Origin of the sequence: Pseudomonas sp. PICF141 (genome assembly GCF_002286815.1) — a bacterium.
GTDB lineage: Bacteria > Pseudomonadota > Gammaproteobacteria > Pseudomonadales > Pseudomonadaceae > Aquipseudomonas.
In genome coordinates this window covers 12,356-27,262 of record NZ_MUNM01000058.1, presented here as the reverse complement: position 1 = coordinate 27,262, position 14,907 = coordinate 12,356, and the positions used below count along the sequence as shown (strand labels likewise).

Below are 14,907 nucleotides of genomic sequence, written 5' to 3'. Positions count from 1 at the left end.
GTCCCCTTCGTCTAGTGGCCTAGGACACCGCCCTTTCACGGCGGTAACAGGGGTTCGAGTCCCCTAGGGGACGCCACGATTACCCGCTCTGCGGGATTTTTAAGGGTCATTCAATTATTGAATGGCCCTTTTGTTTGTCTGGCGTTTGGCAAACTCTCCTTTTTCCTCAAACTTTCTTCAGACCAGCGGTCACATCCACGACTTGCGAAAAATTATTATGAGAATAATATTCTATTCGTAATATTCGGAGGCAACGATGAACGATAAAAAAGCTCAAACCCGCGAACGCATCCTCAAGGCTGCCAGCTCAGCGCTGATTCAGCGCGGCCCGGCCGAGCCGAGCGTGGGCGAAGTGATGGGCGCGGCCGGCCTGACGGTCGGCGGCTTCTACGCGCACTTCGAAAGCAAGGACGCATTGATGCTGGAAGCATTCAAGCAGTTACTCAGCCATCGTCGTGGCTTGATCGCCGACATGGATGCCGAGCTGACCGGCGAAGAGCGGCGCGCGTTGGTTGCAGCGTTCTATCTGTCGCGCAAACACCGTGATTCCATCGAACAGGCATGTCCGATTCCGGCATCGGTCGGCGAGTTGGGCCGTCTGCCGGACGAATTTCGTGTGGCATTGAATGAGCATATCGAGTTGATGGTCGCGCAGTTGGCGGCCAGCCCGGAAGAGGCCGACAAAGCCTTGGCCGACATGGCCTTGATGGTCGGTGGTTTGGCTCTGGCACGGGCGTTGGGGCCAGGAGAGTTATCCGATCGATTACTGCGCGCTGCCAAGTCGGCGGTGCTATGACCTGAAGGCGCCAGCCTGAGGAGATGGGCGATGAACACGTTGAGCTGGGTTCGTGGCGTTAATGGCACCTTGGGCTGGTTCGCGCCGAAACTGGTGGCGAGCAAGATGCGTCTGGCGTTCATGACGCCGCGGCAATTGCAGCCGCGTGACTGGGAGTTGCCGCTGCTGGCGAAGTCCGAACGAATCACCTTGCGCTTCGGCCTCTCGGCGCTGCGTTGGGGGCAGGGGCCGGCGGTGTTGTTGATGCATGGTTGGGAAGGCCGGCCGACACAGTTTGCCGCGCTGATCACCGCGCTGGTGGATGCCGGTTACACCGTGGTTGCCCTGGACGGTCCGGCTCACGGTCGCTCGCCTGGTCGTGAGGCGAATGTGGTGCTGTTCGCTCGGGCCATGCTCGAAGCGGCTGCTGAATTGCCGCCGCTGCAAGCGGTGATCGGTCACTCCATGGGCGGCGCCAGTGCCATGCTTGCGGTTCAGTTGGGCTTGCGCACTGAAACCCTGGTCTCGATCGCCGCCCCGGCGCGAATTCTCGGGGTACTGCGTGGGTTCGCACGTTATGTGCGCCTGCCGCCCAAAGCGCGTTCGGCGTTTATTCGCCAGGTTGAGAAAGATGTCGGTATGCGCGCTGCCGCGCTGGATGTTGCGCGCTATCAGCTCGATATGCCGGGGTTGATCGTCCATGCCGAGGACGACAACTTTGTTCCGGTCAAGGAATCCCAATTGATCCACGAAGCCTGGTTCGACAGCCGTCTGTTGCGCCTGGAAGAGGGCGGGCATCAGCGGGTGCTGGCCGATCCGCGGGTGATCGACGGCGTTCTTTCGCTGCTGGCCGGTCGCAGTCTGCAATCGCGCCAATCGGCCTGAGCATCCGTTACACTGCCCCGGTCGAAATAATCTGACCAGGAGTGGGGCATGGGCTGGGATCGGGCAACGCCGTTTATCATTGATCTGGAAGTGGACGCCGAGGACATCGACGGGTTGGGCCATGCGAACAACGCGGTGTACGTGACCTGGCTCGAGCGTTGCGCCTGGCGCCATTCGCAACGGCTCGGGCTGGATCTGGTCGAGTACCGGCGGCTGGACCGGGCAATGGCAGTGGTGCGCCACGAGATCGATTACCTGGCGGCGGCCTATGAGGGCGACGAGCTGCAACTGGCAACCTGGATTGTCGATTGGGATCAGCGCTTGAAAATGACCCGCCACTTCCAGCTCAAGCGGCCCAGCGACAACACCACGTTGCTGCGGGCGCAAACCACTTTCGTGTGCATCGAGCTGTCGACCGGCAAGCCCAAGCGCATGCCGGCGGAATTCATCGAGGGCTATGGTCCTGCGTTGCAAGTTCCAAGCTGACACGATCCTGTGGCGAGGGGGCAAGCCCCCTCGCCACAGAGGTATGAGCAAGTCTTTCATTAGATTATCCAGTAAACTGCCGCACGTTTTTCGTTGAGTGTGTTTTTCATGCAAATTGCTTTGGCGCCCATGGAGGGGTTGGTCGACAACATCCTGCGGGACGTGCTGACCCGTGTGGGCGGTATCGATTGGTGCGTGACCGAATTCATTCGGATCAACGATCAGCTGCTAACGCCTGCCTATTACCACAAGTTCGGCCCGGAACTGCTGACTGGCGCCCGAACCGCGTCCGGCGTGCCGCTGCGTGTGCAACTGCTGGGCTCCGATCCGGTGTGCCTGGCGGAAAACGCCGCACTGGCCTGCGAGTTGGGTTCCGAGGTCATCGACCTGAACTTCGGCTGCCCGGCCAAGACCGTCAACAAATCCCGTGGCGGCGCGGTGCTACTCAAAGAACCTGAACTGCTAAACCAAATCGTCGAACACGTCCGTCGCGCGGTGCCAGCGCATATTCCGGTCACCGCCAAGATGCGCCTCGGATTCGACAGCCCGGACGGTGCGCTGGTTTGCGCCACGGCCCTGGCTGAAGGCGGGGCGGCGCACATCGTGGTCCACGCGCGGACCAAGACCGATGGCTACAAGCCGCCAGCTCACTGGGAATGGATTCCTCGGGTGCAGGACGTGGTCAACGTGCCGGTGTTTGCCAACGGCGATATCTGGAGCGTCGAGGACTGGCGTCGTTGCCGCGAGATCAGCGGCGTCGAGGACATCATGCTCGGGCGCGGCCTGGTATCGCGTCCTGATCTGGCCCGGCAGATCGCCGCCGCTCGCGCCGGTGAAGACATCGTGGAAATGTCCTGGGCCGAGCTGCTGCCGCTGATTCAGGACTTCTGGCTGCAAGCCAAGGCGCAAATGACGCCACGCCAATCGCCGGGTCGCTTGAAGCAGTGGCTGGCGATGCTGACCCGCAATTATCCCGAAGCGGTAGAGCTGTTCACCGTCCTGCGGCGTGAGACGGAACTGGATAATGTCTCGCGTTTACTGGGGCTTCAGGTGTCTGAGGCGGCCTGAAAAAATCTTCAAATAATCTCTTGAAAAGCAATCAGCGGTCCCTATCTAAGGATTACGCGATGCCGAATTCGGGTCGCGGAGACAAAAAAACTTGCTGATTATGTTCAGGAGATTTGAATCATGAGTACTGCATTTTCCCTGGCCCCACTGTTCCGTTCCTCGGTAGGTTTCGACCGTTTCAACGACCTGTTCGAAACCGCCCTGCGTAATGAGCCAGGCAGCACCTATCCACCCTACAACGTTGAAAAATACGGTGATGATCAATACCGCATTGTTGTAGCGGCCGCCGGTTTCCAGGAAGAAGACCTGGACCTGCAAGTGGAAAAAGGTGTGCTGACCATCAGTGGTGGCAAACGTGACACGGACGAAAACGTCACCTATCTGTACCAAGGCATCGCTCAGCGCGCCTTCAAACTGTCGTTCCGTCTGGCGGACCACATTGAAATCAAGGCCGCCGAACTGCGCAACGGTTTGTTGAGTATCGACCTGCTGCGCGTGATTCCGGAAGAAGCGAAAGCCAAACGCATCCCGATCAACGGGACGGAAAAACCGGCTCTGCAGCATTGAGCCAAAAGCAGCAAAAGGGCGCCATCCAGTGGCGCCCTTTTTTGTGCCCATTTGTAGCAGTTGCCGTACGTAGCGGCTCGGCAGTTGCTGCATCGCCTTATTTCAACAGTTTCTGAAACTCCTCCACTGGCAACGGCCGGCTGTGCAAATACCCTTGATACAAATGGCAGTCCAGCCCCTGCAAAAACGCCAGTTGCTCCAGGTTTTCCACCCCTTCGGCGATGACTTTCAGCTCCAGACTGCGGGCCATGGCGACGATGGCGCGAATGATTTCGGCGTCGTTGGGGTCGGTGGTGGCGTCGCGGATGAACGACTGGTCGATTTTCAGGGTGTCTACCGGCAGGCGCTTGAGGTAGGTCAATGAGGAATAACCGGTACCGAAATCGTCCATGGCGAAGCTCACGCCGAGTTTTTTCAGGCGCCGCATCTTGCTGATGGTGTCGTCCAGGTTCTGGATGACGATGCCTTCGGTGATTTCCAGTTTCAGCAATGAGCAGGGCAGGCCGTGGCTGCCGAGGCTGTGTTCGATGCGTTCGACGAAATCGTTCTGGCGGAATTGTCGGGGGCTGATGTTCACGCACAGGCTGAAATCGAGCGGATTGATCAGGCCCTTGGCGACCAGATGTTTGAAGGCCGCGCAGGCTTCGTCAAGGATCCAGGTGCCGACTTCCAGAATCAGCCCGCTGTCTTCCAGCACCTTGATGAACTCGGTGGGCGATTGCGCGCCCAGTTGCGGATGGTGCCAGCGTACCAAGGCTTCGGCGCCGGTAATGCGGTTGTTGCGGGCGTCCACCTGTGGCTGGTATTGCACGCTGAATTCACCCCGGGAAAGGGCCAGGCGCAGATCGGTTTCCATGCGCAGGCGTTCGCTGGCGGCCTTTTGCATGGTGTTGTGGTACATCTGCGCGGTGTTGCGGCCCGAGTCCTTGGCGCGGTATAGGGCAATATCGGCGCGTTTGAGCAGGTCGGTGGGCGTCGAGCCGTGGTCGGGAATGAGCGCGATGCCGATGCTCGGTGTGACTTGCAGGCGCTGTCCGTCGAGGAACATCGGTTCGGACAGCAGTTCGCGCAAAGTATCCGCCAATTCCCGGACCTGAGCGCTGACGGCGCTGCGCGAACCCTCCAGCCCGCTGAGCAGCACCACGAATTCGTCACCGCCCAGGCGCGCGACGGTGTCCTCCATGCGCACGCTGGCTTCGAGGCGCGCGGTGATGATCTTCAGCACCGTATCGCCAACCGGGTGGCCGAGGGAGTCGTTGATGTGCTTGAAATGGTCGAGATCCAGGAACATCAGGGCGCCGCGCAGGTTGTGGCGCTTGAGCAGGGCGATCTGCTGGCTCAGACGATCCATCAACAGCGCGCGGTTGGGCAGGTTGGTCAATGGGTCGTGGTAGGCCAGGTGACGGATTTGTGCTTCGGCATTTTTCAGCAGGCTGACGTCCCGGGCTGTCAGCAGCAGGCACGCGATTTCGTTGAGGGTGATCGGCTCCACCGAGACTTCGACGGTCAGCAACTCCCCGCGTTTGTTGCGCCCGAGCATTTCCTGATGGTGAACCCGGCCTTTGATCTGTAGCTCTGCCAGCAATTCCGAGCGCTGTTTCTCTTCGGCCCAGATGCCGACTTGATACACCGTGCGGCCGATCACTTCATCGGCGCGGTAGCCCGTCAGGCGACAAAAGCCGTCATTGACTTCCAGGTAACGTCCGGTGTCGCGCTCGGTAATGGTGATGGCGTCGGGGCTTGAGTGAAAAGCTTTGGCGAACTTCTCCTCACTGGCCTTGAGCGCCGCTTCCGAACGTTGCTGCTGGGTGATGTCGCGCAGAGTGGTGACGATGCATGGCTGATCGCCGACGCTGATTTGTCGGCTCGATATCACACACGTCAGGGATTGCCCGTTCTTGTGCTGAACGATGATCGCCACATTATTCAGGCCTTGTTCGCGGATGACCCGCTCGATCCTTTGCAGGCTCTTCGCCGAAGCGTCCCACAGGCCGATTTCGTCGGCGCTGCGGCCAATCACGTCGTCGGTGTTCCAGCCGAACGTTTGAGTAAAGCTGGAGTTGATTTCGATGAAATGACCGGTGTCCTGGCGCGTGACGCAAATCGGGTCCGGGCTGACCTGGAACAAGGTGGCGAATTTCTCTTCCGAGGCCACCAATTGCTGTTCGCGCTCCACCTGATCGGTGATGTCCAGCAGCGTGCCGGCCATGCGCAACGGGTTGCCATTGTCGTCGCGATAGAGTCTGGCGCGGCTTTCCAGGTAGCGCGAACTGCCATCCTGCAACTGCACTCGGTACGTCAGTTGATAATTGCCGGCCGGGCCTTCACGCAAGCTGCGGTAGGCGTCGCGCATGCTGTCGCGTTCTTCGCCGGGCACGCCTTCGAAAAATGCATCGAAGGATTCATGGAAGGGTTTGGGGTCCAGTCCATGCAGCTGGGCGGCCCGCGCCGAGCCGTAAAGCATGCCGCTGGGAATGTGCCAGTCCCAAGTGCCGAGTTGCGCCGAATCCAGGGCCAGGTCCAGGCGTTCCTGGCTGTCTTTAAGGGCGTGCTCGGCGATTTTGCGTTCGGTGGTGTCGAGGAATGTGCTCAGCAGATACGGCTGGCCTTCGAGTTCGACCTTTTGCGCGCTGAGGATGCCGTCATGAACCTGCCCGTTGCTGGCACGAAATTGCACCTCCATGTTGATCAGCTCGCCTTTGGCTTTCGTGGCCTTGACCAGTTGCACCCGTTGCTCCGGGTTGACCCATAAGCCCAGTTCCAGCGTGGTTCGGCCAATGGCGTCCTGTACCGGCCAGCCGAACAGGCTTTCGAAATATTGATTGGCTTCGCTGATCAGGCCATCTTCCTGACGGGTCAGCAGGACCATGTTGGGGCACAGGTGAAACAGCGTGGCGAAGCGTTTTTCCGAGCTGCTCAGGGCCTGTTCGCGTTGGCGCTGATGGGTGATTTCACGAATGACTCCAATCATTCGTGGCCGCCCGTTTTTGTCCGGCAGCAGACTGCCATTGATTTCCAGCCAGTGCAGGCTGCCGTCGGGCCAGCGGATGCGATGGTGCATCGCCTGTTCCAGCGGGGCGCCGGCAATCACTGCATGGAAGGCACGGATGGCTTTGGCCCGATCCTCCTGGGGCAGCAGGTCGAGGTATTCCAGGTCCTCGGGCAATGGTTGCCGGGGATCGAAGCCGAACAACGCCTGAGTTCCCCGTGACCAACTGATCTGCCCCCGCTCGATGTCCCAATACCAGGCGCCGAGCCGGGCGCCGTTAAGGGCCGCCAGCAACTGCGGAGCGTTTTCCCAGCTCTGCTCGGACCGCTTGGGGTCAAGTGCCTGAATTCGCGGCATCGGCGGCATACGTTCAACAGATTTGGGCATGGATAACAGGCCTTGGGCTGAATTGGGCGTTAGGCACAGGGTTTTGGAGCTCTATAGGCGTAGCACAAAAGAAGAAGCACAGCTTAGCCGCGAGTCCCTGGCTGATCGATTTGTGCATCCAGCAGGGCCATGAAGGCCCGTGCCGCGTTCGACAGCGTCCGTTCGGTGTGCAGGATATAGCCTAGCTGGCGAGTGAGTTGTATGCCCGGCAAAGGTATGCGCGCCACTTGATCGTCCAGCATGGTGCGCGGCAAAACGCTCCAGGCGAGGCCGATCGAGACCATCATTTTTATGGTTTCCAGATAATTCGTGCTCATGGCGATGTTCGGCGTCAGGCCCTGGGCCTCGAACAGGCGCTGCACGATGTGGTGGGTAAAGGTGTTGCCGCCGGGGAAAACCGCGGGGTGCAGGGCAATATCCGCCAGGCTGACCGGACCGTTAGCAATCAGCGAATGTTCCGGGGCGACCACGAAATCCAGCGGGTCGTCCCATACCGGCGTGGCCTTGACCAGTGCGTGAGGCTCCGGTGCAAGGGTGATTACCGCCAGTTCGGCGCGGCCATGGAGGATTTCTTCGTAAGCCACTTCCGAGTCGAGGAACTGAATATCCAGCGCCACTTGTGGATAACGTCGGGTGAACTCCCTTAATAAGGGTGGCAAACGGTGCAGGCCGATGTGATGACTGGTGGCCAATGTCAGACGACCGGAGATCTCGCCAGTCAGGTTGGTCAGGGCGCGGCGGGTGTCATCCAGTACATTGAGGATCTGATAGGCCCGTGGCAGCAGGGCGCGACCGGCTTCGGTCAAGCTGACTTCCCGGCCGAGTCGATCGAACAGCCGCACCTTCAATTGCTGCTCCAGGCCGGCAATGCGCTTGCTGACGGCGGGTTGCGTCAGGTGCAGCCGTTCACCAGCGCCAGAGAAGCTTCCAGTTTCGGCAATCGCGATAAAAGCATTGAGGTTGGCGAGGTCCATGATGAGGTCTCAGTGGCATTCCAGTTGGTTATGCAAAGCATAAAAAATATGAATTTGAGTTATTTAATGTAACCCCCTAGGATCGACCTCACAAGCCAAAGGGTTATTGAGATTCCTCAAGGACCCAGGGCATAGAAACAAGCTGATTAGGAAACCGTCTGATGGCCGGCAAAACGCTCTACGACAAGCTCTGGGATTCGCATTTGGTCAAGCAGCGCGACGATGGCTCGGCGCTGATCTATATCGATCGTCACATCATCCACGAAGTGACCTCGCCGCAAGCCTTCGAAGGCCTGCGTCTGGCCGGGCGCAAGCCTTGGCGCATCGATGCCAATATCGCGACCCCGGACCACAACGTTCCGACTACTGCGGAGCGCAAGGGCGGCATCGAAGCGATTGTCGACCAGGTCTCGCGTTTGCAGGTTCAGACCCTTGACGATAACTGTGACGAATACGGCATCGTCGAATTCAAGATGAATGATGTCCGCCAAGGCATCGTCCATGTCATTGGCCCGGAGCAGGGCGCCACCTTGCCGGGCATGACCGTGGTTTGCGGCGACTCCCACACCTCGACCCACGGCGCATTCGGTGCCTTGGCCCACGGGATCGGCACTTCCGAGGTCGAGCACGTGCTCGCCACGCAGTGCCTGGTCGCGAAAAAGATGAAGAACATGCGGGTGTCCGTCGAAGGCCAATTGCCGTTCGGCGTGACCGCCAAGGACATCGTCCTCGCCGTGATCGGCAAAATCGGCACCGCCGGCGGTAATGGCCACGCCATCGAGTTCGCCGGTAGCGCGATTCGCGATTTGTCCATTGAAGGCCGCATGACCATCTGCAACATGGCGATCGAGGCCGGTGCTCGCGTAGGCTTGGTAGCCGCCGACGAAAAAACCGTGGCTTACGTCAAAGGCCGTCCATTCGCTCCGAAGGGCGCGGAATGGGATTTGGCTGTCGAGGCCTGGAAAGACCTGGTTTCCGACGCGGATGCGAAGTTCGACACCATCGTCGAGCTCGACGCCACTCAGATCAAACCGCAAGTCAGCTGGGGCACGTCGCCCGAGATGGTCTTGGCCGTGGATCAGAATGTGCCGGACCCTGCGAAGGAAATGGACCTGGTCAAGCGTGATTCCATCGAACGCGCCTTGAAATACATGGGTTTGACTGCCAATCAGGCGATCACCGACATTCAGCTGGACCGCGTATTCATTGGCTCCTGCACCAACTCGCGGATCGAAGACCTGCGCGCCGCCGCGGTGATCGCCAAGGGCCGCAAAGTGGCTTCGACCATCAAACAGGCCATCGTGGTGCCGGGTTCGGGTCTGGTGAAGGCTCAGGCCGAATCCGAAGGCCTGGACAAGATTTTCGTCGAGGCCGGTTTCGAATGGCGTGAGCCAGGTTGCTCGATGTGCCTGGCGATGAACCCGGACCGTTTGGAATCCGGCGAGCATTGCGCGTCGACCTCCAACCGTAACTTCGAAGGCCGTCAGGGCGCCGGTGGCCGTACGCACCTCGTCAGCCCGGCCATGGCCGCCGCCGCGGCGGTGAACGGTCGTTTCATCGACGTTCGTGAATTGATCTGAGGAGCGCAGCATGAAAGCTTTTACCCAGCACACTGGTCTTGTCGCGCCTCTGGATCGTGCCAACGTCGACACCGACCAGATCATCCCGAAGCAATTCTTGAAGTCGATCAAGCGCACCGGGTTCGGCCCGAACCTGTTCGATGAGTGGCGTTACCTGGATGTCGGGCAGCCGTATCAGGACAACTCCAAGCGCCCGCTGAACAAGGATTTCGTCCTCAACGCCGAGCGTTATCAGGGGGCCAGCGTGTTGCTGGCCCGCGAGAACTTCGGTTGCGGCTCCAGCCGCGAACACGCGCCGTGGGCGCTGGAAGAGTACGGTTTCCGTAGCATTATCGCGCCGAGCTATGCCGACATCTTCTTCAACAACAGCTTCAAGAACGGCTTGCTGCCGATCATCCTGAGCGATGCTGAAGTCGATGAGTTGTTCCAGCAGGTTGAGGCGACGCCGGGCTACCAGTTGCAGATCGATCTGCAAGCTCAGACCGTGACCCGTCCGGATGGCAAGGTATTGAATTTTGAAATCGATGCCTTCCGCAAACACTGCCTGCTCAATGGCCTGGACGATATCGGCCTGACCTTGCAGGACCACGAGGCGATTGCCACGTTTGAAGCCAAACACCGCGCGAGCCAGCCGTGGTTGTTTCGTGACGCGTGATTTTGCGTAAGGCTTGATGACGCCTTCGCGGGCAAGCCTCGCTCCTACGGTTGAACTGCATTCCCCTGTAGGAGCGAGGCTTGCCCGCGAAGAGGCCCGCACAGACACCACAAGACTCATCCCCAAAAGGAAGTCCCCATGACCAGCACCGCCCAGCACAGCCAAGTCGTACAAAAGCAATTCGGTGAACAGGCTGCGGCCTATCTGAGCAGCGCCGTACACGCTCAAGGCACTGAATTCGCGCTGCTACAGGCTGAATTGGCGGGGCAGGGCGATGCTCGCGTGCTCGACCTCGGTTGCGGTGCCGGTCATGTGAGTTTTCATGTGGCTTCGCTGGTCAAGGAAGTGGTGGCTTACGACCTGTCTCAGCAGATGCTCGACGTGGTGGCCGCTGCTGCCGTCGATCGCGGCTTGGGCAATGTGTCCACGGTGCTGGGTGCTGCCGAGCGTCTGCCATTTGCCGATGGCGAGTTCGATTTCGTGTTCAGCCGTTATTCGGCGCACCATTGGAGCGACCTCGGACTGGCCCTGCGCGAAGTTCGCCGGGTGCTGAAGCCGGGTGGGGTAGCGGCGTTCGTCGATGTGTTGTCGCCGGGCAGCCCGTTATTCGACACTTACCTGCAAAGCGTCGAAGTGCTGCGCGACACCAGCCACGTGCGCGATTATTCTGCTGGCGAGTGGTTGCGGCAGGTCAGCGAAGCGGGGTTGCATACCCGCAGCACCACGCGCCAACGGCTGCGTCTGGAATACACCTCCTGGGTCGAGCGCATGCGCACGCCGCAGGTGATGCGCGCGGCGATCCGTGCGTTGCAGCAATCGATGGGCAATGAAGTTCGCGAGTATTTTGAGATTGAGGCCGATGGTTCGTTCAGTACCGATGTGCTGGTGCTGATGGCTGAACGATAGGCGCCAAGACTTTTTCGGGTACGCCTGCGGGCGTGCCGACTGATGACATGAGGAAAGCATGAGCAAGCAGATTCTGATTCTTCCGGGTGACGGTATTGGCCCGGAAATCATGGCCGAAGCGGTCAAGGTGCTGGAGCTGGCGAACGACAAGTACAGCCTGGGCTTCGAACTGAGTCATGACGTGATCGGTGGCGCCGCCATCGACAAGCACGGCGTGCCGCTGGCTGATGAAACCCTGGCCCGTGCCCGTGCCGCCGATGCGGTATTGCTGGGCGCCGTGGGCGGTCCGAAATGGGACACCATCGAGCGTGACATCCGCCCTGAGCGCGGCCTGCTGAAGATCCGTGCCCAACTGGGCCTGTTCGGTAACCTGCGTCCGGCAATCCTGTACCCGCAACTGGCCGAGGCTTCCAGCCTGAAGGCAGAGATCGTGGCGGGTCTGGACATCCTGATCGTCCGTGAACTGACCGGCGGTATCTACTTCGGCGCGCCACGTGGCGTGCGTGAACTGGAAAACGGCGAGCGTCAGGCCTACGACACCCTGCCGTACAGCGAGACCGAAATCCGCCGTATCGCCCGTGTCGGTTTCGACATGGCCCGCGTGCGCGGCAAGAAGCTGTGCTCGGTGGACAAGGCCAACGTGCTGGCGTCCAGCCAGCTGTGGCGTGAAATCGTCGAGCAAGTGGCCAAGGATTATCCGGACGTCGAACTGAGCCACATGTACGTCGACAACGCCGCCATGCAACTGGTGCGTGCACCGAAGCAATTCGACGTGATCGTCACCGACAACCTGTTCGGCGACATTCTTTCCGACGAAGCGTCGATGCTCACCGGTTCGATCGGCATGTTGCCCTCGGCGTCGCTGGACGCCAACAACAAAGGCATGTACGAGCCGTGCCACGGTTCGGCGCCGGACATCGCTGGCAAGGGCATTGCCAACCCGTTGGCGACCATTTTGTCGGTGTCGATGATGCTGCGTTACAGCTTCAATCTGCAGGCAGCGGCCGATGCCATCGAACAGGCCGTGAGCCTGGTATTGGATCAGGGCCTGCGCACGGGTGACATCTGGTCGGCTGGTTGCACCAAGGTCGGGACGCAGGAAATGGGCGATGCAGTAGTCGCCGCGCTGCGGAATCTGTAATCTCTTTGGCCCGCTGCAACTTTCAACCATGAAAGCAGCGGCCCACTTTTGAAGAAGGTGTAGTTGCGATGAAACGTGTAGGTCTGATCGGTTGGCGCGGTATGGTCGGTTCCGTGCTCATGCAGCGGATGCTGGAAGAGCAGGATTTCGATCTTATCGAGCCGGTGTTTTTCACCACTTCCAATGTCGGTGGCCAAGGCCCGTCCGTGGGTAAGGACATTGCTCCGCTCAAGGACGCTTACAGCATTGAAGAGCTGAAAACCCTCGACGTGATTCTGACCTGCCAGGGCGGCGACTACACCAGCGAAGTGTTCCCCAAGCTGCGCGAAGCCGGCTGGCAGGGTTACTGGATCGATGCCGCTTCCAGCCTGCGCATGCAGGATGACGCGGTGATCGTGCTGGACCCGGTGAACCGCAAGGTCATCGACCAGCAGCTCGATGCGGGCACCAAGAACTACATCGGCGGCAACTGCACCGTCAGCCTGATGCTGATGGGCCTGGGTGGCCTGTTCGAAGCCGGTCTGGTCGAGTGGATGAGCGCCATGACTTATCAGGCGGCCTCCGGTGGCGGCGCGCAGCACATGCGTGAACTGATCAAGCAGATGGGTGTGACCCACGCCGCTGTCGCCGATCAACTGGCCGACCCGGCCAGCGCCATCCTCGACATCGATCGCCGTGTTGCCGACGCCATGCGTAGCGACGCCTACCCGACCGAGAACTTCGGCGTGCCGCTGGCCGGCAGCCTGATCCCGTGGATCGACAAGGAACTGCCGAACGGCCAGAGCCGCGAAGAGTGGAAGGCCCAGGCCGAGACCAACAAGATCCTCGGTCGCTTCAAGAGCCCGATCCCGGTCGACGGCATCTGCGTGCGCATCGGCGCCATGCGTTGCCACAGCCAGGCGCTGACCATCAAGCTGAACAAAGACGTGCCGATCGCGGACATCGAAGGGCTGATCAGCCAGCACAACCCTTGGGTCAAACTGGTGCCGAACAACCGCGAAATCAGCATGCAGGAACTGAGCCCTACAAAGGTTACCGGTACCCTGAACGTGCCGGTTGGCCGTTTGCGCAAGCTGAACATGGGGTCGCAGTTCGTCGGTGCCTTCACCGTCGGCGACCAACTGCTGTGGGGCGCGGCCGAACCGCTGCGTCGCATGCTGCGGATTCTGCTTGAGCGTTGATCGATTGATGTAATGAAAGAACCCGCGCCTTGAAGAGGTGCGGGTTTTTTGTTCCCGCCGATCATTCACACGCTCTGCGTGGGAATGCATCCCGTGACGCTCCGCGTCACTGTCTCAACGGCGGACGCAGAGCGTCCATGGCGGCATTCCCACGCAGAGCGTGGGAACGATCAAATCCCCCGTCGAATTGCCTCACTGCCAACCACCCGGTAAAGTGCCGCTCCCCCCGTTTTGCCAGAGGTAGAACCATGAGCCAGTCCTTTGATATTGCCGTGATCGGCGCCACCGGTACTGTCGGCGAAACACTCGTCCAGATTCTCGAAGAGCGGGATTTTCCGGTCGGTAACCTGCACCTGCTGGCGAGCAGTGAATCGGCGGGGCATTCGGTGCCGTTTCGCGGCAAGAACCTGCGGGTGCGGGAAGTCGATGAATTCGATTTCAGCAAGGTCCAGCTGGTGTTCTTTGCCGCCGGCCCGGCGGTGACCCTCAGTTTCGCTCCCCGTGCCACCGCCGCCGGTTGCTCGCTGATCGACCTGTCCGGCGCCTTGCCGGCGGATCAGGCGCCGCAGGTCGTGCCTGAGGCCAACGCCGAAATCCTGGCCGGCCTGAAAAAGCCCTTCCAGGTCAGCAGCCCGAGCCCTTCGGCCGCGACGCTGGCCGTGGTGCTGGCGCCATTGCTCGGTTTGCTCGACCTGCAACGCATCAGCCTGACGGCATGCCTGGCGGTTTCTGCCCAAGGCCGCGAAGCCGTCACTGAACTGGCCCGGCAAACCGCCGAGCTGCTTAACGTGCGTCCGCTGGAGCCGGCGTTCTTTGATCGGCAAATGGCTTTTAACCTGCTGGCGCAAGTGGGTAAGCCTGATGAACAGGGCCATACGTTGCTGGAAAAGCGCCTGGTGCGCGAACTGCGTCAGGTCATGGCGCTACCGTTATTAAAAATTTCCGTCACTTGCATTCAAGCTCCGGTGTTTTTCGGCGATAGCTTTAGCGTGACCTTGCAGTCTTCGAGCGCTGTCGATCTGACAAAAATCAACGCGGCTTTGGAAGCGGCGCCCGGTATAGAACTGGTCGAAGCGGGTGATTACCCGACCCCGGTAGGCGATGCGGTAGGGCAGGACGTGGTTTACGTTGGTCGGGTTCGCAGCGGGATCGACGATCCGGCGGAACTTAATGTATGGCTGACGTCAGATAACGTACGCAAAGGCGCCGCGCTCAATGCTGTGCAGGTGGCTGAATTGTTGATAAAAGACCTGCTGTAAAAGATACTTGGCAACAATTTTATCGAATGATTCCCGTCGAACATCATGCTTGGC

13 protein-coding genes and 1 tRNA gene are annotated in these 14,907 nt (G+C 60.0%); 12 read left to right on the top strand and 2 right to left on the bottom strand.

The annotated features are described in order from the left end of the window. The 6 genes from BZL43_RS16550 to BZL43_RS16525 all read left to right on the top strand — a co-directional run bounded on the left by BZL43_RS16550 (window position 1) and on the right by BZL43_RS16525 (window position 3,781). A tRNA-Glu gene (locus tag BZL43_RS16550) sits at window positions 1-76 on the top strand. Between the two features lie 180 nt (window positions 77-256). Then, window positions 257-796, top strand: coding sequence for a TetR/AcrR family transcriptional regulator (locus BZL43_RS16545; protein ID WP_095633302.1), 540 nt, complete (start codon window positions 257-259; stop codon window positions 794-796). Window positions 797-826: 30 nt separating this feature from the next. Then, window positions 827-1,660: an alpha/beta fold hydrolase gene (locus tag BZL43_RS16540; protein WP_095633301.1), complete on the top strand. Its 834-nt coding sequence runs from the start codon at window positions 827-829 to the stop codon at window positions 1,658-1,660. Between the two features lie 48 nt (window positions 1,661-1,708). After that, the gene (locus tag BZL43_RS16535) at window positions 1,709-2,146 is read left to right on the top strand and encodes a thioesterase family protein (RefSeq protein ID WP_095633300.1); all 438 of its coding nucleotides are present in this window, start codon (window positions 1,709-1,711) and stop codon (window positions 2,144-2,146) included. Window positions 2,147-2,254: 108 nt separating this feature from the next. Next, window positions 2,255-3,214: a tRNA-dihydrouridine synthase gene (locus tag BZL43_RS16530; protein WP_095633299.1), complete on the top strand. Its 960-nt coding sequence runs from the start codon at window positions 2,255-2,257 to the stop codon at window positions 3,212-3,214. A 120-nt stretch (window positions 3,215-3,334) separates the two neighbouring features. Continuing rightward, on the top strand, window positions 3,335-3,781 hold the full coding sequence (locus BZL43_RS16525) for an Hsp20 family protein (protein WP_095633298.1): 447 nt from the start codon (window positions 3,335-3,337) through the stop codon (window positions 3,779-3,781). A 97-nt stretch (window positions 3,782-3,878) separates the two neighbouring features. Here the strand turns inward: BZL43_RS16525 and BZL43_RS16520 are convergent, their stop codons facing one another. Both BZL43_RS16520 and BZL43_RS16515 read right to left on the bottom strand, forming a co-directional pair. After that, window positions 3,879-7,157 (bottom strand): bifunctional diguanylate cyclase/phosphodiesterase, encoded by a 3,279-nt coding sequence (locus BZL43_RS16520; protein WP_095633297.1) that lies wholly within the window; start codon window positions 7,155-7,157, stop codon window positions 3,879-3,881. Between the two features lie 83 nt (window positions 7,158-7,240). Further along, window positions 7,241-8,131 carry a LysR family transcriptional regulator gene (locus tag BZL43_RS16515; protein WP_095633296.1) on the bottom strand — a complete coding sequence of 297 codons (891 nt, stop codon included), beginning with the start codon at window positions 8,129-8,131 and terminating at the stop codon, window positions 7,241-7,243. A 161-nt stretch (window positions 8,132-8,292) separates the two neighbouring features. Here BZL43_RS16515 and leuC point away from each other — a divergent pair, with 161 nt between their 5' ends. The 6 genes from leuC to BZL43_RS16485 all read left to right on the top strand — a co-directional run bounded on the left by leuC (window position 8,293) and on the right by BZL43_RS16485 (window position 14,853). After that, window positions 8,293-9,711: a 3-isopropylmalate dehydratase large subunit gene (leuC, locus tag BZL43_RS16510; RefSeq protein ID WP_095633295.1), complete on the top strand. Its 1,419-nt coding sequence runs from the start codon at window positions 8,293-8,295 to the stop codon at window positions 9,709-9,711. Window positions 9,712-9,721: 10 nt separating this feature from the next. Next, a complete protein-coding gene (gene leuD / locus BZL43_RS16505; RefSeq protein WP_095633294.1) occupies window positions 9,722-10,366 on the top strand; it encodes a 3-isopropylmalate dehydratase small subunit in 645 nt (214 codons plus the stop codon). A gap of 138 nt (window positions 10,367-10,504) precedes the next feature. Then, window positions 10,505-11,272 carry a class I SAM-dependent methyltransferase gene (locus BZL43_RS16500; RefSeq protein WP_095633293.1) on the top strand — a complete coding sequence of 256 codons (768 nt, stop codon included), beginning with the start codon at window positions 10,505-10,507 and terminating at the stop codon, window positions 11,270-11,272. Between the two features lie 58 nt (window positions 11,273-11,330). Continuing rightward, on the top strand, window positions 11,331-12,413 hold the full coding sequence (gene leuB, locus BZL43_RS16495; protein WP_095633292.1) for a 3-isopropylmalate dehydrogenase: 1,083 nt from the start codon (window positions 11,331-11,333) through the stop codon (window positions 12,411-12,413). Window positions 12,414-12,481: 68 nt separating this feature from the next. After that, entirely contained in the window at window positions 12,482-13,594 is a 1,113-nt protein-coding gene (asd, locus tag BZL43_RS16490) for an aspartate-semialdehyde dehydrogenase (protein ID WP_095052129.1), read from the top strand. A 248-nt stretch (window positions 13,595-13,842) separates the two neighbouring features. Further along, on the top strand, window positions 13,843-14,853 hold the full coding sequence (locus BZL43_RS16485; RefSeq protein WP_095633291.1) for an aspartate-semialdehyde dehydrogenase: 1,011 nt from the start codon (window positions 13,843-13,845) through the stop codon (window positions 14,851-14,853). Window positions 14,854-14,907 lie beyond the last annotated feature (54 nt).